The following is a 20,139-nucleotide window of genomic DNA, read 5'->3' as shown; positions in this document are numbered from 1 at the left end:
AAGTTTTACCTAGCTTGATGGTCGTTGTTATAAATCAGCGCAGCTTAGCGGCTCTTCTCCTTCGTTTAGATCTTCTGGGACAAGGCGGATCTTACCGATATTGATTTCAACGTTGTCGTATGAATACATGTTAAATGCCCGGGTTAAGCTGGCGAAATCCGTGCCTGCTTGCTCAAAACAAGCCAGCGGGATTTTGATTGTCTGCCAATCAGGGTGGCCTTCTTCAGGTACAACCTTGCTGACATCGAGTTCACCCCAGCCCCCCTCGTGGTGGATGGAAACGGTTAGCTTTTCATCTGGGTTATAGTTGATAACCTTTACATCGAACTGCAGAGATGAATTGGCATTGAGGTATGGGTAGTAATCTTCAGGCTCATCGCTCGCAGTATGCATCATTACCTCAGCGGCGGCGCGGCCTTCCCATTCACCTTCATTACCGGCATAGATGACTTTGAGGGCATCGTATTGGTGTTCGTAGTCTATTCTTTCGGCAGTGATGGAACCGGCATCAGTGACACCAGAGCCTGTGATTTCAGTTCTTGACCAGCTATTGGCCTCAGTCTGTAAATAAGGTAGGAAGTCACCTGCTGCTGTGGCGCTGAATACCTCCATGATTGAGTCGGCGATACCCTCACTAGGTGCGTCCCGTCCACAACCATAATTTCGAGGGTCAAGAGGCAAGGCATTGAGATCCCCCTCAGAGGCCGGTACGTCTGTTTTACCCGAGTAGTCTAAACCGTATCCATATGGGAACAATGGCTGGTGTTCTGCGCCTTCTGCAATATCTTGCTCGCCATCTTGGTACTCATAATCTTCAAGGTTCGGGGCATGGCGGTTGATAGTGGTTGAACACTTCATGTTTGGCCAAGAATAGGAAAGCTTGCCGCTAAACTGCGCACCATTTTGCTTAAACAGCACATCCGTGATACCTCCAGCCTCGGTGCCCGGTAGCCAAGCTGCAACAAATGCATCAGAAAGGTTGATCTCCTCGTTGACATAAAGCGGGCGGCCGGAATACATAATGGTCACGACTTTATAGCCAAGTGATTTTAGCTCCTGAATCTTGGCTAGGTCTGCGGCGTAATGAGACTTGATGGATGAGTATTCAAGGGTTTGGTTATCTTTGATATCCCCCATCATTTCCGCGTATGGATCTTCACCTATCACGACAATCGCGACTGTCGTTTCGGGATCAGCTTGCGAGGTATCGGTAAAGACATTTTCCTCCCCAACCAACTCTTCTAGTGCCAGTTTCATGGTTTGCGCACCAGGGAAGTCATCTTCAATGGTATTGCCATCGCCTTGCCAGGTTAGTGTCCAGCCACCGGTTTGTTTGGTGATGTCATTGGCCGCACTACCTGTTAGCAGGAATTGATTATTTTTCTTCAGCGGCAGGACTTTATCTTCATTTTTCAGCAGTACCAGTGATTGGCTAACCGCTTCACGGGCCAATGCACGGTGTTCAGGGTGGCCCAGTAGTGACTGGTTACCTGCGTTAGTCCGGTTTACCGGTGACGGTTTATCCCACAATCCAGCTCGCATTTTAACCCGAAGAATACGGGTAACGGCATCATCGATTCGTTCCATCGGGATCAGGCCACTGTTAACCTGATCGATGACGTTATGGTAGAAGCCCTGCCAGTCCTGGCGGGCTGTGACCATGAAAATATCGTTGCCTGCCAACACCGCTTGTGGGCAGTTATTTGCCGTACAGCCATTGATTTCGGTGTGGCCATTCCAGTCAGTGACAACCAGCCCGTCAAAGCCCATTTTGTCTTTGAGTACGTCCTGCACCATGTATTTGGAACCATGGAGCTTTTTGTTGTATTCGCCGTTCTCGACTTCTGGGTGGTCTTGCCACAAATCGTAATTGGCATCGTCATGCCAGGAGTTAAACGAGGTCATCACGACCTGGGCTCCGGCATCTAACCCAGAGAAGTAACCGACGGCATGGATATTGCGGAGGTATTCTTCTGAATAGTGGTTCTCACCGCGGTCGACACCTTTGCGGGTACCGCCGTCACCGACCCAGTGTTTCACATTGGAAATGACATTCTCTTGGCCCTTGATACCTTCAGCACCATTTTGCAAACCTTCAACCATGCGGCCTGCATATTCGTAAACCACTTCGGGATCTTCTGAATACCCTTCATAGACACGGCCCCAGCGGTAGTCGCGGGGTGTCGCTACTGTTGGGGCGAAAGTCCAATCAAGGCCGGTTGCAGTGATTTCAGTAGCCGTTGCTTTACCTATTTCTTCAATCAGATCAGGGTTCCTTGCTGCACCCAAGCCGATATTGTGTGGAAAGACGGTAGCCCGGAAGACGTTGTTGTGGCCGTGTACAGCATCTGTTGCCCAAATGAACGGGATACGAAAGCCCCGTCCCGCCCAGGATTGCTCTGCAGCTTGGTGGTACTGGTTGGCAAGGTCTGCCCACTCTTGGGCGGTGGCGTATTTATTATTGTTCGGCCAGGCACCACCTCCATTGAGGAGTGAGCCGAGCTTGTATTCAGCCACTTCTTCCGGAGTGACATCGGTCAGGTTGGGCTGGATCATCTGGCCGACCTTTTCTTCCAATGTCATCTGCGCCACGATGCTGGCAATTTCTGACTCCATGGCTGCATCTTGTTTAATCGGGGAGTTAATCTGGGGCCACTCTGCATAATATGGCAGCTCAGTCGTCGGGGTGTCTTTGCCTCCAGTGTCATTGTCATCGCTTCCACAACCCGATACTAATGCAGCTAAGATCATACAGCTGAGTAAGGTTCTTTTGTTCTTTAACATCTTTCATCCTTTCTTCGTTAAATCAATAGGGTGTGGGGGTAGGCGGGAAAAATCTTATCAACTGAAAGCGTTAAATGTACGTTAATTTCACAGTATCGAATTTGTTTCATGGCTTGTGCGGCTTAGCATCACAAAGCCTGTCTAGTTATCGCAAAATATGCGTTGATATGAATAAATATTTACACACCTATAAAGGAAGAAGTTTGAATCGGCTCAAAGTAAATGCTGAAACCCTATATGCTATGAGTATTAGGAATTGTTAAAGATGGGAAAACACGGAGGCTTTAAGTCATATTTTATTTTGTTTTTACGCTGAACTGCAGCTGAAGAGGCTGGAAATTGAAATTTAGCCGTAATGAAAACACCGTAAAATCGCCGCTTTCACCTTGACCTTGGACTGTACTCCAAGGTTTATAGTTAAGGCTATGGTGAGTAAACCATTGATCACAAAGATAAGGAGAAGGCCATGTGTGCCCAATGCAATAATAAAAAATTACATGTACATGCAGCCAAAGCTGTCGGTGTCGGCCAACCATCGGTGGTGGTGGAAAACAACAGTGTTGAGTCTTGCTGTTCGTCTGGCTCCTGCCAATCAAGTACAACTCCATCAGTTTCGCAAGAATCGGATCTATCGCCGGGCGATGACGATCCTGCCTCCGGTGCCTCCCTCGGATTTTCAGTTAATAAAATCACTTCCGCAGAGGTAGCGGCCAAATCGTCATGTTGCAGTTCTGGTAGTTGTAGCGACACTGCTAGCGAAGAGCATACGACCGATGATATTACTCCTGCCCCTCATAGTACGACCCTAAGCTGGAAAGTCGGCGGTATGGACTGTCCAAGCTGCGCCAATAAATTAGAAAAGGCTATCAATGGCCTTGATGGTGTTGCTTCAGCGAAAGTGATGTTTGCCACTGAAAAATTGGTCGTGAATTGCCAATCGGCAGCGGTATCCGATGCTATCGTCGCGAAGACCCGGGAAACCGGCTTCCAGTTATTTACTGTTGGCGGCTCTTCTGAAGATGAAAAGCCTGCCAGCATGTTGAAAGAAAACCTGCCGGTACTGATGATTGCTTTGATGATGGTGGTTTCTTTCATCGTCAGTAAGCAATCAGAGGTGATGGGGCTTGCAGCCTTTACCGCTACAACCTTAGTTGGCCTTTTCCCTATTGCCCGCAAAGCTATCAGGCTGGCGAAAAGTGGTTCGCCATTCTCCATTGAAACCCTGATGAGCGTGGCTGCGATAGGCGCGCTTTATTTGGGTGAAACTGCCGAAGCAGCGATGGTATTGTTGCTTTTCCTCATCGGTGAGCAACTTGAAGGTTATGCATCAGCGAAAGCCCGCAGTGGTGTAAAGGCGTTGATGGCTTTGGTGCCGGAAAAAGCCAGTCGAGTTTTGTCGGATGGTAGCAAAGAGCAGGTCTCGGCGAGTGAGCTTAAACCGGGTGATATTATCGAGGTGGCACCGGGTGGGCGTTTACCTGCTGATGTCGAATTGATGGATGCGGCTGCAAGTTTTGATGAGAGTGCTTTGACGGGCGAGTCTGTTCCTGTCGAGCGCTTACCGGGTGAGCAAGTGATGGCCGGTGCTTTGGTGGCCGACAAAGTGGTACGCCTGCGGATTATCTCCGAGCAAGGCGAAAACGCCATCGACCGCATCCTTCACTTAATTGAAGATGCAGAATCGCGTAAGGCTCCACTGGAGCGCTTTGTCGACCGCTTTAGTCGCTGGTACACCCCGGCGATGATCGTACTGGCTGCCTTGGTGGTGGTGATCCCGCCAATGTTCTTCGGCCAAGCATGGGATGAATGGCTTTATAAAGGCTTAACCTTGTTGTTGATTGCCTGTCCGTGTGCATTGGTCATTTCCATTCCAGCTGCAATTACCTCCGGTCTGGCAGCCGCAACGCGCCGCGGTGCTTTAATCAAAGGCGGGGCGGCACTGGAGCAACTAGGTCGAATCCAAACCGTGGCTTTTGATAAAACGGGTACCCTGACCGAGGGTAAACCCGTGATGACAGACATTGTTAGCTGGGACGGAGATGAGCAACGCTTGCTGCGACAATCAGCAGCGGTAGAGATGGGATCGGCTCACCCGTTGGCCCAGGCTGTGGTTAACGCGACAAAAGAGCGCGGCTTGAATGTTGAAGAAGCACAAGAGCGTCAAGCGCTACCGGGCCGAGGCATTCAAGGCACTACTGAAGGCGATATTTTGATGCTGGTGGCGGCAGACCGTTTGCCTGAAGGTGTGACGTTGTCGGCACAACAGACTGAACAAGCCTTTGCGCTTGAAGGCGAGGGGAAAACCTTGGTGGTTGCGCTGCGTAACGAAGTACCCGTTGGCTTGATTGCCTGGCGTGATAATTTGCGCGAAGACAGTGCCAAGGCTGTGAAAGCACTTAAAGCTATGGGTATCCATTCGGTGATGCTGACCGGTGATAACCCTCGTGCAGCGGCTGCAATAGCTGGGGAAATCGATATTGCTTTTGAAGCGGGCCTGTTACCGGAAGATAAAGTGAAGCATGTGGAACTTGCCAATCTGCGCGCTAATGTTGCTATGGTTGGTGACGGTATCAACGATGCACCTGCAATGAAAACGGCCTCGATTGGTATCGCGATGGGCGGTGGTACTGATGTGGCGTTGGAAACCGCCGATGCAGCCTTGACCCATAACCGTGTTGCTGAGCTGCCAATGATGATAGCCTTGTCGAAAGCTACACTGGCAAACATCAAACAGAATGTATTCTTGGCATTGGGTTTGAAAGGAGTTTTCTTGATCACCACTTTGCTAGGCATGACAGGTTTGTGGGTGGCGGTATTGGCGGATAGCGGCGCTACGGCCTTGGTCACTCTTAATGCACTGCGCCTGTTGAAGTTTAACCACAAGGAATAAGCCTAGCCACAAGAAATAACCTAAGCCTGTTCGTTTTGCCCAGAATTGGTGCATTGCTCCTATGTGATGCACCAATTTTGACTGAGGCTGAAAATACTAAGTTTTTTATCATTTATTTCAGTAGGTTGCCCCTATCTTTCACTATCAATCCATAAAATACCAAACTGTAGAGCTTGGTATTTTTTTTGCATTTAAAACAATAGGATGATGTATATGGATGGATACAATGCAGCTCTCACAACAAGAAAAGAACTGGCTCCCTATTTTTGGCCCTAACGGTAAGCTGGCTATGCGCAAAGCATGCTGGTTAAACCGGGATAAAATCTCTTACCTTGAAGAGACATTCGACAGCATTTCGAAAACGCGGGTAAGGCTGCTCCATACTTGGACCGAAACACAGTGGGACTTCCTGCAAGATGCGATGTTCTACCTCGCGACTAAACCGGCACAAGAGCAGCCTAGCGTGTTGGCACAATTGCTAAAACGAAATAATGACTTTTCAGAGCTATTTATCGTCAATGCCGACGGCATGATCACGGCAAGTAGTTTTTCCGCTCATGCTGGCCAAATGCATCGCCAACAAGATGCTTTGACTCAAGGATGTGCAAAACAATTTTTGCATGGACCGTATATAGATAAACAAACGTTGGCGCCGGGCGCTTCAAGTTCAAGTTTCCATGATGAAGTCACATTGATGTTCTATCAACCTATAGAAGTGTCAGGCACTTTCATCGGCTGCCTATGTGGCCGCGTTCCGAATGATGTGCTGGGAGATCTTATCCAGCGAGAAGCCGGGCATATCTATAGTGAGTCAGGTGATAACTACATCTTCATGGTGGATTCCAATTTTGACTCGTCAATACAGCCTGGAACAGCCCTTTCTCGTTCGCGATTTGAAGACAGTACGTTTTCTCATGGAGAGAATCTGAAATCGGGTATCGGGACTGACTGGGGTGCAGTCAAGATAGATAAACATACCGAGTTTGAAATCGTCTTCACCGATCCGGCGACCAAGAAGCTGCACCCCGGTGTCCGGGAGACGATAGCCAAAGGTGAAAACCTGTATGTGGAATACCCCGGCTATTCTGACTACCGGCATATTCCGGTAATAGGCAAGGGGGTGACATTCCAGCTTCGCGGCTCTCCCGACCGCTGGGGGATGATGTGCGAGGCCGATTTGGAAGAGGTCTACCGTCACCGCTCCCTTTCCAAGAAACTGAGCAATAAGTACGCGCTGATTTGGCTGTTTACCGTTGTGCCCCCATTGCTGCTCGCGCATTTTATGTCATTGGGGATCCCTGTATTGGGCCTGATGATGGCCATGTCATTGTTGATAGGTTATGGCGTGTTTAAGTATTTGGTTGCAAAACCAATGGTCAGGCAATTGGAACAAATGACAGGGGTCATTAAAACCATTGCGGAAGGTGATGGGGATCTGAAGCGCCGGTTAAATAGCCAACAGTTTTATCCCGATGAGACGGGGGATTTAGGCCGTTGGATCAACAGTTTTATTGATAACCTCGAAGGTGTCGTTGGTGGCATTATCTTTGCGTCCAATGAAGTTGAACAGGTGAGTAATTCAATGCTGCGACGTTGTACCGTAGTCGATGATTGCACGGTTCAAACCTCAGGCTCTATTGATTCCCTGTTAACCTTGACCCGTCATCAGCAAGCTGAAATCCAAAAAGCAGAGCAATCAGCGCAGCAGTTGCAAGAGTTGATGCAGAGTATGGTCGATTCCGCGCAGGAAGAATACCAACAAGCGGTAAGCAATACCCAGGAAATCAAAGATATCGTTAAGGCGTCGGCAAATAGCGTGAATGAAATTAACGACGAGATGAAGCATATCGAAGAAGTGGTCCGGCTTATTTCTGAAATTACCGAGCAGACAAACTTACTGGCTTTGAATGCGGCTATCGAGGCTGCAAGGGCGGGCGAGCATGGCCGAGGATTCTCTGTAGTAGCCGATGAGGTGAGGAACCTTGCCACTAAAACATCAACCGCCGCCAACCATATTGGTGAAACGGTCAGTAAATTGCGTGGCCAATCCAAAACGGCTGTCAGCTATATGGAGCAGGGCGTTCACAATGTCGAGCAAAGCTCGATGATATTGGATTCAAGCCAGCGCAGTGACAAGCTGCAGCAAGCCGTGGACTCTATGTTCCAGACCATTAATGTCATTGCCTCTACCAGCGAGCGGCATAGTGATACAGCAGAAAAGGCACAGAACAGTATGTCATCGCTGGAACTGTCCTCGCAGCAGTTAACACGCCGAACAACTTTGGTGAAAAACTCGATTATTCGACTGCATCAGCTCGTTGATCGGTTTGAAGTCTCTTCGGCAAGCTAGATTAAAGTGAACAATAGGCACCTACAGGTGCCTTTTTTATAGTGAAGAGCAAAACATTGTGAAATGGTACGAAATATGTCAGTAAGCCTCTAGCCTGAAGATATTGCAGAGGCCATCATTGACGTGCTAGAAAAGCCTAGTCACGTTAGGGTATAGATATTTTATTTTTGGCCAAGGAGAGCGCCGTGCTTGAGTTAAAAGTCCCGCCTTTATTGCTGTTCAATATTTTCGCTGCGGTCATTCTATTGCCTGCCGAGTACCCCATCAGGCTGGATAATAATGGCTTCTTGGTTGGCTGCATACTGGTCGCAGCTGCAATGTCGATAGCCTTGTTAGCGACCATGACCTTCAAGCGAGCCAAAACGACAGTTAACCCCTACAGTTTTGATAATGTGAACACGCTCGTGACATCAGGTGTGTTTGGTTATTCAAGAAATCCGATGTACTTAGCGATGGCATTAGCCCTACTCGGTATTGGTTTTATAGTGGGCAAGGTTATTTTGGCTGTGCTGGTGGCAATAGGGTTTGTGAGCTATCTGACCAAATTTCAGATTTTGCCGGAGGAGCGCTTACTAGCAGATTTATTCGGGGCTGAGTATCGTCAGTATTGTCAGCAGGTTAGACGCTGGGTTTAGTAACAAACGCTAATTTTTAAATTGTCTTCCAAGGAGGGAATGATGTTTGCGGTTATTTTCAGGGCCAAAGCCGGCCATCAGGATGAGCAGTATTCAGAAATGGTCGTAGTGATGCGCGAGCTGGCTTTTGATAAATATGGCTGCCTGGATTTTATCGCGGTCACCGAGGGCGATCAGGAAATTGCCATCTCCTACTGGGAAACGGAAGCAGATATTCAGCGTTGGCACCAAGACAGCCAGCATGCAGTGGCCCAACAACTCGGCCGCGATAAATGGTACCAGTCATATACTGTTCAAGTGGTTGAAGTGAAAAGGCAGTACAGTTTCATGGGTAACGATAATTAAAATCACGGGGTATGACTGCTTCTCGAATCTCATACAGAAAATACCCCATTAGTTTTATGAGATTGGTTTTATGAGCAGGAACCACAGCAAAAGCCTGGCTCACCATGTTTCTTAACGGCTTTTTCTTGCCCAGCACTTCCTTCTTTTTCAGCCTGTATTTCAACAGAAGTAGGTTGCTCAACAAGCTTTTTATCTTCGGTTTTGCTGTCTGTTTTTTTGAAAATTTTGGTAAATGAAATGGCCATTAGATTTATCTCCTGATGATGTAATGTGATTCATCTATTAAGTTGCATTTTTAATGTATGTTATAGTTTGCCCAAGATGAATGTCAATGATTAAGATGGAGGGGAAAATGTTTGGGTTGTTACTAGCATTGCATATCATTGCCGCAACTATTTGGACTGGCGGGCATATTGTTTTGTCGCTGGTAGTTTTGCCGTCGGTGATGAAAAATCGCAATCCACAGCAGTTGTTAGATTTTGAGCAGGTATACGAAAAGATCGGTATGCCAGCGTTGATCATTCAGGTTGTCACCGGTTTGATGCTGGCGCACAGAATGCTGCCGGATGTCACTTTATGGTTTGATACCAGCATTCCCTTATCTCATGGGATCATGGCTAAGCTATCACTGTTGGCATTAACCGTTCTGTTTGCCCTCGATGCAAGGTTCAGAGTGATACCTAAGTTGTCTCCGGCAAATCTATGGGATATGGCGTGGCATATTATTCCAGTAACCGTTATTTCTGTGCTGTTTGTTTTAGTTGGTGTGTCGTTTAGAGTCGGTTGGCTGGTATGATAGTTGTAGATTGAAATAGTAAATATTTTCAATACTTATTCGAGATAAGGACTTCATGAATACAATGGATGTTATGCATGCTTATAACGAGCATGAAAGGAAAGTGATTAATGCTATTGGTGGAAAGGCAATAAATACAGATGGGGTGATTAAATTCGTTTCGGATAACCCCAAAGGGAGTTACATCTCTTATTTTTCTCTCACAGCGCAATCCGCTCAGGCTGCTATAGAGAAGGAAATGGCTTACTTTGGTGCACTGGGTAAGCCATTTGAGTGGAAAACCTATTCTACCGATGAGCCGAGTCAGATTGGTGAACTGTTACTTATAAATGGCTTTGAGCAAGAAGAATCAGAGTCATTTATGGCGCTAGATCTGTTAGCAGTTTCCGAGCGTGAGGTTGATGAGAGCCGGATAGTTGAAGTGACTGATGCTCAAGGGATCCGTGATGCGGTCAGTGTTCAGGAGCAAGTTTGGGGGGGAAATTACGAGTGGCAATATACTCATTTGCTCAATATGAAGACCCAAACCCCTGATGATATTTCTATATACGTGGTGTATGACGACGGTAAACCAGTCACCTCTGCATGGATAGTGTATAACGGTGGAAGTCCGTTTGCGGGGATCTGGGGTGGAAGTACTATTGCTGAATACCGCGGAAGGGGACATTATTCGTTGTTGCTCAACAAGCGAATTAATGAAGCCAAAAAGAGGGGCAAACAATATTTAATTATTGATGCCTCTGAGATGAGCAGGCCAATTGTTGAAAAGCATGGCTTTGTGTTTGTTTCCACCACAACGCCTTATGCTTTCCACCCACAAAAATAGTATTCCAGCTAAAAAAATAGTTTTCCAGCCGAAAAAATCAAATAACAAGTCAGTAAAAAGGAAGCTTGATGGGAAATAAAGTCGTTATTGTTACAGGCTCTAGTCGTGGAATTGGTGCGGCAACAGCAATCAAGCTAGCCGCAGATGGATATTCGGTTTGCGTAAATTATGTTGCTAACCAAGCAAGGGCAGAGGAAGTGGTGAACGCTATCCGGGAAAGCGGAGGCCAAGCCTTCGCCTTTAGGGCGGATGTCAGTGATGAGCAGGATGTTATTGCTCTGTTTGAGGCAACAGAGCAGCAGTTTGGTCGGGTTAATTATCTGGTAAATAACGCTGCAATACTGCTGCCCCAATCAAGTCTGGTGGATATGGATGTTGAGCGCTTTGAGCGGATGATGACAGCCAATGTCACCAGTTGTTTTTTGTGTTGCCGTGAAGCCTTAAAGCGGTTCAAAAATGGCGGAGCTATCGTCAATGTTTCTTCTGCTGCAGCCAGAACCGGTGCGCCGTTTGAATATATTGATTATGCGGCCACCAAAGGCGCGATGGACTCAATGACGAAAGGGTTATCACTTGAAGTGGCAGGCCAAGGTATTCGGGTCAATGGTGTTCGGCCAGGCTTTATTCATACTGAGATGCACGCCGATGGTGGTGAGCCAGGCCGGGTTGAGCGCTTGGCGCCTAATATTCCATTGCAGCGGGGTGGGACACCGGAAGAAGTCGCCAATGCGATTGCATGGTTGTTGTCTGACGAGGCGTCTTATGTCACTGGTTCATTTATAGATTTGGCAGGTGGGCGATAGCCCACCTCGAAATTTCTTTTTGTCTCTATTACTCTATTTCCCTTTTACCCAGCTGCCAGCCATATCCCAACCCCCATCATCAGGGAGCCGGCAATACGGTTGAGCATCTGGACATTGCCGCGCTGTTGAAGGAAGCGGCGCAATGTACGGCCACCGCTTGCGTAAAGCAGTAAGCAACTAAACTCTGTGATTAGGATAATGCTGATCAGTACAGATAATTGCGGTACCAAAGCATTATCGGTATTGATGAATGGAGGCAAGAGCGAAATCATGAATGCCCAGCCTTTCGGGTTAGCAATGGCAGTAACAAACCCCTGCATCGCCAGCCCTATTGGGGATGTATCGACTGCCTCATCGAGGTTATCCGGAATGGCCAACTTGCCTCGAGAGCGCCACATCTGGATCCCCAGCCAAAACAAATAACCGCCGCCGAGATATTTCAAAAGCAAGAAGATAGCAGGGTAGTTCAGCATAACCGCCGCGACGCCAATAACCGATGCGATGGACACCAGAGCCACCCCAATGAGCTCTCCCCACATCATCGGCAGGCTCCTGCGCACGCCAATTGTCATACCAAGAGTCATCGATAGCGTCATGCACATGCCGGGTGTTACTGAGACGAAAAAGAAAGTGGGAATAAATACAGCCAAAATGGCGAAGTCGATCATCAAGTAACGTCCTTGCAGTTAACTATACTGACTGGGCAGTGCAGGTTTTGGGTAAAAATAGGCTGTTATTATCTGCTAACTCAATGAGAAAAAATAGTGTGATAAACCGCACGCGCAAACGATTTTTGGTGATATAGATCACTATTTTATGTAACGTGAAATTCATTGAATTTCGCTTACTGTGATTGCGATCACTCAAATGATGATTTTAATCAGCTATCGTAATTAAGTGTTTTACGAGCACAAATATGTAGAAACTGTTTATACCCAAATGATTACCAGAGAGTTGCTTCAACGCTGGAGACTTCGTATTGAAGCCATTTGGGTATAAACAAAATGAATCAGCCGCTGGCCTCAATTTCCCTATCAGGCGGCAACAATTGAAAGGATATGATTATGTCTGACAACGCAGTATTCCATTTGGGTGTGAACAAAGCAGATCTTAACGGTGCGGAACTTGCCATTATTCCAGGCGATCCAGCGCGTGTAGAAAAAATCGCTAACCTAATGGATAACCCTGAGTTTCTAGCAAGCTCTCGTGAATACACGGTGTACCGCGCTAAGTTAGATGGTAAGTCTGTTGTTGTTTGTTCTACTGGTATCGGTGGCCCGTCTACTTCTATCGCAGTTGAAGAATTGGCTCAGCTGGGTGTACGTACTTTCCTTCGCGTCGGTACCACAGGTGCTATCCAGCCGCATATCAATGTAGGCGACATGATCGTTTCAACTGGCTCTGTGCGCCTAGATGGTGCGAGCCTGCACTTTGCGCCAATGGAGTTCCCAGCAGTTGCTGACTTTGATGTGGCAACAGCAATGAAAGCAGCTTGTGATGCCGATGGTGCCAAAGTGCACACAGGTGTAACAGCATCAAGTGATACTTTCTACCCAGGCCAAGAGCGCTACGACACATTCTCTGGCCGTGTTGTTCGCCGTTTCCAAGGCTCGATGAAAGAGTGGCAGGAAATGGGTGTGCTGAACTTCGAAATGGAATCAGCAACGCTGCTAACTATGTGTGCAAGCTCTGGTCTTCGTGCTGGCTGTGTGGCGGGTGTTATCATCAACCGTACTCAGAAAGAGATCCCTGACCACGCGACACTGAAAGAAACAGAAGCGCGTTCAATCAAGGTTGTGGTAGACGCTGCACGTCGTATGCTAGCAGAGTAATTAGCTCTAAATAGTAAACCAATTTATAGAAGCCAGCTCAAATGAGCTGGTTTTTTTGTGCTTTTTTCTCGGTTCTCTTGTCGTGAAAAGAGGGTTATATAGGGTGCAAATTGGGATTTAAATAGTGAGTGGCATTTGCATAAATACACAGGCTATTTTTTGCTCTATCAAAGGTGGTACCAACAGGAATTTACTGTTACATAAGAGAAGCTGATGTTACGTTTGGGCTTATAAGCCTGTTTATGATTCGTATGGTCAAACCAGCTACTGTGATACTGAGTCCATTAACGTCGTTATCCTGCAAGTATTTCCGTTTCTTCAGGTAACAAAGAAACTAATTTGCACACAGTGATCTGCTTTCAAAAAAATAAAAGTTAGTAAAAATAACACTGTGATGTTAATTCCACGAAAAATCACCACATTGAATTTAATTTCAAAGGTTTACTAATAGTATTCATTTTTGATTTGTTATTTGTTTTACTGAAATTTTTAACTGTGACTGCGATCTATTTTAGTTAAAGTTTTACCTATTATTCTCCTTCCCGCTAAGAAACGAGCTTGTTAATTGAAATAAATATACACCGCCTGCTAGCAAAATAAGACTCATCAGAGCATGGCATCAGGTGGTATTGGGGGATAATTGAATGACTTTTCGTAAAACGTGTTTAGCCGTGTTGATTGGTTCCGCCGTCGCATTGGCAGGCTGCAACAGCAGCAGTAGCTCCACAGAAAAAGAAGCGGGTTTGCCAAATAACGAGTTTGTTAATGTTATAGACCGAACTGGCTCACCGGAGTACCTGCGTGATTATGATCAGTACAGCAACCTGAAATACAACGCTTTTGTCGATAACGGCGCTTGGCATGGCCATTTGCTGCCAGCGGACGAGCAGGGCTATGGATCATTTGGCGGCATCATGCAAGTGACCCAGGAGTATGCACACTTCATGTCTGGCCAGACGTTCGACAAACTCCATATTACCGATAGCATCAGTGGCGAAGTCTTTGACCTTTCATCAGCCGATGCGGAGGTGTACAGCACACCGGGCGCATTGGTACAAATCCTCAAGACTGACAAGTTAGAAGTACAGATGGTATTGCGTTTCGTGACTGATCGTACATCACTGGTTGAGACCAAGTTAACCAACCTGACTAACCAAGACATGGATTTGCAGTTGCTATGGGACGGTGAGTTATTGCAAAAAGCGCTCTCGACAGAGGGTAACGAGAACGTCTCGGTTGAGCAGATGTACCCAGATTACAACCGTCAGATCCACACTACGGAGAACGGTATCGCCATTACCTTCGGAGACATGAAAGGTAACTGGGCAATCCGTAACGATGATGACAGTGAGTTCCGTATTGCCCGATCTGTCAGCACCCAAACTCATGTGATGCCAAACGAAATTTCGTTTGCCTCTGTTGCAGAGCAACCGCTAGCTGCGAAGGGAAGTGTGAACATTTACACCACTTACTCACACTTGCATAACGGTGTGGAAGTTACCAAAGAAAAGAACAAGATAACCGATATTTTCAACAACCCTCAGCAATACATGCTGGCTGCGGATGAGCGCTGGGCGGGCTACCTAACGTCGGGTATGGTTAATGACCAAGCCACCAAAGAGCAGGCAAGGGTTGGTGTGAAAGCTATTATGACCCTCAATGGTAACTGGCGCTCTGCGGCAGGTGATGTCCACCAAGCAACGGTCACCCCATCGGTCACCGCTCGCTGGTTCTCTGGCAACTTAACCTGGCCTTGGGATACTTGGAAACAAGCCTATGCGATGGCGCACTTTAACCCAGATGTAGCGATGGATAATATTCGCACTGTTTTCGAATATCAGGTGAAGGAAGATGACCCGATTCGCCCGCAGGATAAGGGCTATTTGCTGGATGTTGTCACCTACACTTTGCCAGAGAGTCGCGGCGGTGCAGGCTCTGAGAACTGGAATGAGCGCAACACCAAACCTTCTTTGGCGGCTTGGTCGGTAATGGAAGTGTATAACGCCCTGAAAAACGAGTTTGACCGCCCAGCTGATGCCCAGGCTTGGATCGATGAGATGTATCCGAAGCTGGTGGCCTACCATGACTGGTGGCTAACCAACCGCGACCACAACGGTAATGGTGTACCGGAATATGGTGCTGCAGTGGATCCTGCGCATAATACTGAAGATGGCCATATGTATGTATGGGTGACGACTGATGATGACCTAGTAAGCATTGTTGGTCCGGAAAATATCCTTGAGAAAGAGGGCAATGAATATAAGGTCAAAGGAATGGATAGTTACAATACCATTCTTGATGATGTGGTTTACCAAGAGCTGCATGTAGGTGCTCAGGAAGCCGCTGGCTGGGAATCTGGCATGGATAACGCCGCCCGCTTTGGCTTCATTTCAGCACAGCAGCTGAAAGATTATGCCGATGTTAACCATAACGGCGATATCGAAGCGGCGAAGAAAGACTGGGAAGTACGCTTTGCTGAAAATCGCGGTAACGATGATGAATTGTTGGGCTTCTCTATGTTGCAGGAGTCCGTTGACCAAGCATCATACATGTACTCTGACAACAAGTACTTGGCAGAAATGGCAACATTGGTCTCTGACAATGTACCAGGTAAACAGCGAGGTCAGGAATTCCTGGACGGTGCGGTAGCAATCAAAGACTACATCAATACCTGTATGTTTGATGCAGACACCCAGTTCTTCTACGACATTCACATGAATGTTGACCAAGATGGTAAGCCAACACCTGTGATGAAAAACGGTATTGCTTGTGCCGGTGAGCCGATTGTTGAACGTGGACGCGGCCCTGAAGGTTGGGGTCCATTGTTCAATGGTGCTGCAACACAAGAACTTGCTGATAAAGTGGTGCAAACCATGATGGATCCGGATGAGTTCAACACGTCAGAGAAGTATATTGGTGAAGGGATATCGTTACCGACAGCATCACAAACCAACCCTGCTTACCATGCCGATATCTACTGGCGTGGTCGGGTATGGCTAGATCAGTTCTATTTTGGTGTTCGTGCCATGGAACAATATGGCTATGGTGCAGAGGCTGTTCATATGGCCAATGATTTATTTGCCAATGCCGAAGGCATGACCGAGGATGGTGCGATTCGCGAGAACTACAACCCTGAAACCGGTGCGGTACAAGGGGCGTCGAATTTCTCATGGAGTGCTGCCCATATGTACATGCTCTACCGTGAGTTCTTCAAAAATTAATCTTGTGCCTGATAGCCGATAAAGTAAAAGCCAGCTCCTTTAAGCTGGCTTTTTATTGGAGCTATTCGTTGTACAAGCTACTGGTTTTACAAACGATGGATTAATCGAAACTATTCGTATGAAGGCTGCGCCGAGTATACTCATTGCGCTCCTCAGTCAGTATTGAATAGGTGAGGGTGCTCGAGGTGCGGGTATACAAAGGAATATAGACCTCACCATGTTCATTGGTTTTGTATACTTTCCCCCGGTTGGCCGGATTGCTAACACTAACTCTTGCGTTGGCGGCGGGTTTGCCATTTTCGGTGACTTTCACCCAACTACCTGCTTGAGTATCGATGATACGGATATCAGCAAAAGCGAGTGAACTAGCAGATAGCATCAGTGCTGCGATACTTGCTTGTTTGAATGTCATGTAAACCTCTCTACAACTTACCCTGACATTGTTGTGTTACCACCTTCTTCACTTATCACACTTTCAATCAAAAGAAGGTGATGCTTGGCTTCGATGGAGTAGCGAATCGCGTCGGTAGATAGCTGCTTCAGATCAGTATAGATAAGGTAATTCACACCAGAAAATAAACCGGCCACCAGAACAATCATCATGATCATTCTGCGCCATATTCTTTTCTCCATATCGGCAAGTTGTCTTTCAAGCAAACGGGTAACATCGTAGTTGGTCAGGTTGGGGCGGATAGGTTTCATGTTTGATAGATTGTTTGTAGCTAAGCAAAAAATGGCCGTTTTTCTAGTGTAAATCAGTCAAGGTCAATGAAATCAACTGAAGTGCAAAGCTATGTAAAGTTACAACTTAGCGTCGGATAACGTGCTTGTTTTTTGAGCCTGTTTTTTGAGCCTGTTTTTTGAGCCTGTTTTTTGATCTGGCTGCTTGAGCTTCATGAAGGCAGGGCATATATTTTAAACATACCGACCGTCGGTCGGTCTGTGAAGGGTAGGGTATGCCAAGAGTCGTAAAATCGCCGCAGGAGCGGCGGGCAGAGTTCATTGCTGCAGCAAATGCGCTGTTTTTCTCAAAGGGGTATACCAATACCTCGGTCAATGATCTCATCCAGCATGTAGGGGTTTCCAAAGGGGCGTTTTACCACCATTTTGATTCCAAGCAAGCGGTGCTGGAGGCATGGAGTGATGACATGTTGGATCAGTATCGCCAGGTGATCGGGGGATTGGTAGAGGATCCGAACCTCAGTGCGTTGACCAAGTGGGAGATCTTGCTGCGTCGGACTAACCAATGGGAAATTGGCCAGAAAGAAATCATGCTGGGCTTCTTCAAAATCATCAATATGGATGAAAACCTCCAGCTAAAACATAACTTCATGCAAAAAGTCAGTGCTTTGCTCGCAGGATACTACGAAGTCATTTTGCGTCAGGGGAATCAAGAAAAGGTATTTGATGCACCCTCTTCCACTGTTACGGCGAGGCTGATGGTTAGTGTACTTAACGGCTTTTCGGAAGAGCTCACCCGCAAAATGTTAAAAGCTGACAAGATGTCAGACTTGCTTGATGAGGTTGTTGTAGAAGTAACCGCGACTCAGTTAGTACTTGAGCGTATGGTTGGGGCGAAGCCTGGCAGTATGCCTTTGATCGATGATGAACTACTGCACGCATGGTTTACCGAATAAGGAGAGGTTGATGCAATCACTTAAGGTTTTGTTGGTTATTCTGGCCTGTTTTCCAGCTTGGGTAATGGCTGAGTCGGCAACATCGATAGTCAGAAAGTCGGATCAGCAGATGCGGGGTGACTCTAGTTATACCGAAGCCACCATGCGCATTGTACGCCCAGACTGGACCCGCACCATGAGCATGAAAAGCTGGACCAAAGGGCAGGATTTATCCTTGGTGTTAGTAACCGCGCCAGCCAAAGAGAAAGGCAGTGCATCGCTCAAGCGCTACCGGGAAATGTGGAATTGGCTACCGAGTATCGAGCGGGTAGTAAAGATTGCCCCTTCGATGCTGGGCCAGTCTTGGATGGGCTCAGACTTTACCAATGATGATTTGATCAACCAGTCTTCCATCGTGGTGGATTATACCCACAAAATGGTGGGTAGCGAAGTGTTTGATAATGACGCCAGCTGGGTGATTGATGCCATTGCCAAGCCTAATGCGCCGGTAGTCTGGAGCAAGGTTCGACTATGGGTCTCCAAGAAGACCTACCTGCAACGCAAAGTTGAGTTCTATGACGAATTCGATGATCTGATCAATACCATGAACACTTACGACGTGAAATATATGGGCGGGCGCCAGGTGGCCTCGCGGATGGAAATGATCCCTGCGGATAAACCGGGCAATAAAACGGAAATCATTACCCATCAAGCCCAGTTCAACTTCCCGATTAAAGAAAGTTTCTTCTCCCAAAGCCAGATGAAGTCGTTGCGTGACTAAGGGTTGGGAGCGGGTTAGCAAGGAAGAACCATGTTACTGAAATTAGCTTGGCGAAATATCTGGCGGCAGAAGCGGCGCACTATCCTGACGGCTTCTGCACTGGCTTTGACATTGGCCTTGTCACTGTTTATGCGCAGCCTGCAAGAAGGAACCTATGCCAACAATATCGAGAACGCCGCGCGATTTTACACTGGGCTTATCCAGTTGCAGCACCCAGAGTTTGCCGAAAGCAACAGCATTGATGACCTGCTGCCGATGGATAAGGCTTTCTTGGAGCCTGTGTCAACCAACTCGGCTGTTATCCGAGCCTTGCCGCGTATTGAGTCGTTTGCTTTAGCGGCCTCTGGGGATAAATCTAAAGGCGTAATGGTACTCGGGGTCGATACCATGGCCGAAGACAGTTATTCAAACATCTCAAATCGTTTGTCGAGGGGAAATTTTCTATCACCTGAAGATCAGCAAGTGCTCATCGGCGAAGGCGTTGCTCGTTATTTTGGTTTAGACGTTGGGGATGAACTTATCCTTTATGGTCAGGGATATAGGGGGCAGACCGCAGCAGGGCTTTACCGAGTCAAAGGGATCTTGGATTTCCCCGTTGCTCAACTTGATAACCAGTTGGTGTATATGCCAATCGCACTCGCTCAAACCCTTTACAGTACCGGAGAGCAGGTAACGGCATGGGTATTGGATATCAAGCCGCTTAGCCAATTAAACGCGACGGAGGCTCAGCTCAAACAAGCTTACGGCGACAAGGTCAACGTGCGGGATTGGCAAGATTTGGCACCGGAAATGGCTCAGCAAATTCTGATGGATAAGGCTGGCGGCATTTTCATCATGTACCTGTTATACGGCGTTGTAGGTTTTGGCTTGTTTGCCACCTTGCTGATGATGACTTTGGAGCGACAGCGAGAGTTTGGCGTCATGCTGGCAACCGGTATGCTCAAACGCAAAATCATCACCTTGATTGGGCTGGAATCTTTGATGATAGGTTTGCTTGGGGTCGTGATGGGTATGGTGATCACCCTGCCGGTGTTGGTGTGGTTCTATTTCAACCCGATCACACTGACTGGGGAAACGGCAGAGCTAGTGCTGGATATGGGGTGGGATCCTGTCTTGCCGATGGCGCTGGATCCCATGCTGATGCTTGATCAAGTTCTTATCGTTTTGGTGCTGCTGGTGGTTTGCCTGATGTATCCGATGTGGCGGATACGTCGGTTAGACGTCGTTAATGCGCTAAAGGGAGGCGGTCATGCGAGCTGA

At 47.4% G+C, this 20,139-nt stretch carries 17 protein-coding genes; 12 read left to right on the top strand and 5 right to left on the bottom strand.

Features of this window, described 5'->3' with window-relative positions; all coding sequences use genetic code 11:
- Nucleotides 1-27: 27 nt before the first annotated feature.
- Nucleotides 28-2,784, bottom strand: coding sequence for a glycoside hydrolase family 3 protein (locus tag ACXAD4_RS12805; protein ID WP_475241862.1), 2,757 nt, complete (start codon nucleotides 2,782-2,784; stop codon nucleotides 28-30).
- 466 nt (nucleotides 2,785-3,250) lie between these two features.
- Here ACXAD4_RS12805 and ACXAD4_RS12800 point away from each other — a divergent pair, with 466 nt between their 5' ends.
- The 4 genes from ACXAD4_RS12800 (at nucleotide 3,251) to ACXAD4_RS12785 (ending at nucleotide 9,004) form a co-directional block, all read left to right on the top strand.
- Nucleotides 3,251-5,674: a zinc/cadmium/mercury/lead-transporting ATPase gene (locus tag ACXAD4_RS12800; protein WP_475241860.1), complete on the top strand. Its 2,424-nt coding sequence runs from the start codon at nucleotides 3,251-3,253 to the stop codon at nucleotides 5,672-5,674.
- A gap of 217 nt (nucleotides 5,675-5,891) precedes the next feature.
- The gene (locus tag ACXAD4_RS12795; protein WP_475241858.1) at nucleotides 5,892-8,024 is read left to right on the top strand and encodes a methyl-accepting chemotaxis protein; all 2,133 of its coding nucleotides are present in this window, start codon (nucleotides 5,892-5,894) and stop codon (nucleotides 8,022-8,024) included.
- 185 nt (nucleotides 8,025-8,209) lie between these two features.
- On the top strand, nucleotides 8,210-8,659 hold the full coding sequence (locus ACXAD4_RS12790) for a methyltransferase family protein (protein WP_475241856.1): 450 nt from the start codon (nucleotides 8,210-8,212) through the stop codon (nucleotides 8,657-8,659).
- Between the two features lie 42 nt (nucleotides 8,660-8,701).
- A complete protein-coding gene (locus ACXAD4_RS12785; protein ID WP_475241854.1) occupies nucleotides 8,702-9,004 on the top strand; it encodes an antibiotic biosynthesis monooxygenase family protein in 303 nt (100 codons plus the stop codon).
- Between the two features lie 68 nt (nucleotides 9,005-9,072).
- Here the strand turns inward: ACXAD4_RS12785 and ACXAD4_RS12780 are convergent, their stop codons facing one another.
- A complete protein-coding gene (locus tag ACXAD4_RS12780) occupies nucleotides 9,073-9,249 on the bottom strand; it encodes a CCGSCS motif protein (RefSeq protein ID WP_475241852.1) in 177 nt (58 codons plus the stop codon).
- A gap of 107 nt (nucleotides 9,250-9,356) precedes the next feature.
- Between ACXAD4_RS12780 and ACXAD4_RS12775 the strand changes: the two genes are divergently transcribed.
- The 3 genes from ACXAD4_RS12775 to ACXAD4_RS12765 all read left to right on the top strand — a co-directional run bounded on the left by ACXAD4_RS12775 (nucleotide 9,357) and on the right by ACXAD4_RS12765 (nucleotide 11,429).
- Nucleotides 9,357-9,800 (top strand): CopD family protein, encoded by a 444-nt coding sequence (locus ACXAD4_RS12775; RefSeq protein WP_475241850.1) that lies wholly within the window; start codon nucleotides 9,357-9,359, stop codon nucleotides 9,798-9,800.
- Between the two features lie 55 nt (nucleotides 9,801-9,855).
- A complete protein-coding gene (locus ACXAD4_RS12770; protein WP_475241849.1) occupies nucleotides 9,856-10,626 on the top strand; it encodes a GNAT family N-acetyltransferase in 771 nt (256 codons plus the stop codon).
- Between the two features lie 68 nt (nucleotides 10,627-10,694).
- A complete protein-coding gene (locus ACXAD4_RS12765) occupies nucleotides 10,695-11,429 on the top strand; it encodes a glucose 1-dehydrogenase (protein WP_475241847.1) in 735 nt (244 codons plus the stop codon).
- Nucleotides 11,430-11,473: 44 nt separating this feature from the next.
- Here the strand turns inward: ACXAD4_RS12765 and ACXAD4_RS12760 are convergent, their stop codons facing one another.
- Nucleotides 11,474-12,097 carry a LysE family translocator gene (locus ACXAD4_RS12760; RefSeq protein WP_475241846.1) on the bottom strand — a complete coding sequence of 208 codons (624 nt, stop codon included), beginning with the start codon at nucleotides 12,095-12,097 and terminating at the stop codon, nucleotides 11,474-11,476.
- A gap of 396 nt (nucleotides 12,098-12,493) precedes the next feature.
- Here ACXAD4_RS12760 and udp point away from each other — a divergent pair, with 396 nt between their 5' ends.
- Nucleotides 12,494-13,261, top strand: coding sequence for a uridine phosphorylase (gene udp, locus ACXAD4_RS12755; RefSeq protein WP_107300108.1), 768 nt, complete (start codon nucleotides 12,494-12,496; stop codon nucleotides 13,259-13,261).
- A gap of 644 nt (nucleotides 13,262-13,905) precedes the next feature.
- Nucleotides 13,906-16,482, top strand: coding sequence for an alpha-glucosidase (gene ygjK, locus ACXAD4_RS12750; RefSeq protein ID WP_475241844.1), 2,577 nt, complete (start codon nucleotides 13,906-13,908; stop codon nucleotides 16,480-16,482).
- 100 nt (nucleotides 16,483-16,582) lie between these two features.
- Here the strand turns inward: ygjK and ACXAD4_RS12745 are convergent, their stop codons facing one another.
- Both ACXAD4_RS12745 and ACXAD4_RS12740 read right to left on the bottom strand, forming a co-directional pair.
- Nucleotides 16,583-16,894: a hypothetical protein gene (locus ACXAD4_RS12745; protein ID WP_107300107.1), complete on the bottom strand. Its 312-nt coding sequence runs from the start codon at nucleotides 16,892-16,894 to the stop codon at nucleotides 16,583-16,585.
- 17 nt (nucleotides 16,895-16,911) lie between these two features.
- Complete coding sequence (locus ACXAD4_RS12740) at nucleotides 16,912-17,184, bottom strand: hypothetical protein (RefSeq protein WP_475241843.1); 273 nt, start codon at nucleotides 17,182-17,184, stop codon at nucleotides 16,912-16,914.
- Between the two features lie 254 nt (nucleotides 17,185-17,438).
- Between ACXAD4_RS12740 and ACXAD4_RS12735 the strand changes: the two genes are divergently transcribed.
- The 3 genes from ACXAD4_RS12735 to ACXAD4_RS12725 are packed head-to-tail and all read left to right on the top strand — an operon-like array spanning nucleotide 17,439 to nucleotide 20,139.
- Nucleotides 17,439-18,119, top strand: a complete 681-nt coding sequence (locus ACXAD4_RS12735) for a TetR/AcrR family transcriptional regulator (RefSeq protein ID WP_475241841.1) — start codon at nucleotides 17,439-17,441, stop codon at nucleotides 18,117-18,119.
- A 10-nt stretch (nucleotides 18,120-18,129) separates the two neighbouring features.
- Nucleotides 18,130-18,879, top strand: coding sequence for an outer membrane lipoprotein-sorting protein (locus tag ACXAD4_RS12730; RefSeq protein ID WP_475241840.1), 750 nt, complete (start codon nucleotides 18,130-18,132; stop codon nucleotides 18,877-18,879).
- Between the two features lie 30 nt (nucleotides 18,880-18,909).
- A complete protein-coding gene (locus tag ACXAD4_RS12725; RefSeq protein ID WP_475241839.1) occupies nucleotides 18,910-20,139 on the top strand; it encodes an ABC transporter permease in 1,230 nt (409 codons plus the stop codon).

Source organism: Photobacterium sp. AWH4_225, assembly GCF_056158405.1.
This window is presented reverse-complemented; position numbering and strand designations above follow the sequence as displayed.

Coding starts and splice junctions, on each gene's coding strand:
- ACXAD4_RS12805 (WP_475241862.1), bottom strand. CDS start 2,784: ATGTTAAAGAACAAAAGAACCTTACTCAGCTGTATGATCTTAGCTGCA.
- ACXAD4_RS12800 (WP_475241860.1), top strand. CDS start 3,251: ATGTGTGCCCAATGCAATAATAAAAAATTACATGTACATGCAGCCAAA.
- ACXAD4_RS12795 (WP_475241858.1), top strand. CDS start 5,892: ATGGATACAATGCAGCTCTCACAACAAGAAAAGAACTGGCTCCCTATT.
- ACXAD4_RS12785 (WP_475241854.1), top strand. CDS start 8,702: ATGTTTGCGGTTATTTTCAGGGCCAAAGCCGGCCATCAGGATGAGCAG.
- ACXAD4_RS12780 (WP_475241852.1), bottom strand. CDS start 9,249: ATGGCCATTTCATTTACCAAAATTTTCAAAAAAACAGACAGCAAAACC.
- ACXAD4_RS12775 (WP_475241850.1), top strand. CDS start 9,357: ATGTTTGGGTTGTTACTAGCATTGCATATCATTGCCGCAACTATTTGG.
- ACXAD4_RS12770 (WP_475241849.1), top strand. CDS start 9,856: ATGAATACAATGGATGTTATGCATGCTTATAACGAGCATGAAAGGAAA.
- ACXAD4_RS12765 (WP_475241847.1), top strand. CDS start 10,695: ATGGGAAATAAAGTCGTTATTGTTACAGGCTCTAGTCGTGGAATTGGT.
- ACXAD4_RS12760 (WP_475241846.1), bottom strand. CDS start 12,097: ATGATCGACTTCGCCATTTTGGCTGTATTTATTCCCACTTTCTTTTTC.
- udp (WP_107300108.1), top strand. CDS start 12,494: ATGTCTGACAACGCAGTATTCCATTTGGGTGTGAACAAAGCAGATCTT.
- ygjK (WP_475241844.1), top strand. CDS start 13,906: ATGACTTTTCGTAAAACGTGTTTAGCCGTGTTGATTGGTTCCGCCGTC.
- ACXAD4_RS12745 (WP_107300107.1), bottom strand. CDS start 16,894: ATGACATTCAAACAAGCAAGTATCGCAGCACTGATGCTATCTGCTAGT.
- ACXAD4_RS12740 (WP_475241843.1), bottom strand. CDS start 17,184: ATGAAACCTATCCGCCCCAACCTGACCAACTACGATGTTACCCGTTTG.
- ACXAD4_RS12735 (WP_475241841.1), top strand. CDS start 17,439: ATGCCAAGAGTCGTAAAATCGCCGCAGGAGCGGCGGGCAGAGTTCATT.
- ACXAD4_RS12730 (WP_475241840.1), top strand. CDS start 18,130: ATGCAATCACTTAAGGTTTTGTTGGTTATTCTGGCCTGTTTTCCAGCT.
- ACXAD4_RS12725 (WP_475241839.1), top strand. CDS start 18,910: ATGTTACTGAAATTAGCTTGGCGAAATATCTGGCGGCAGAAGCGGCGC.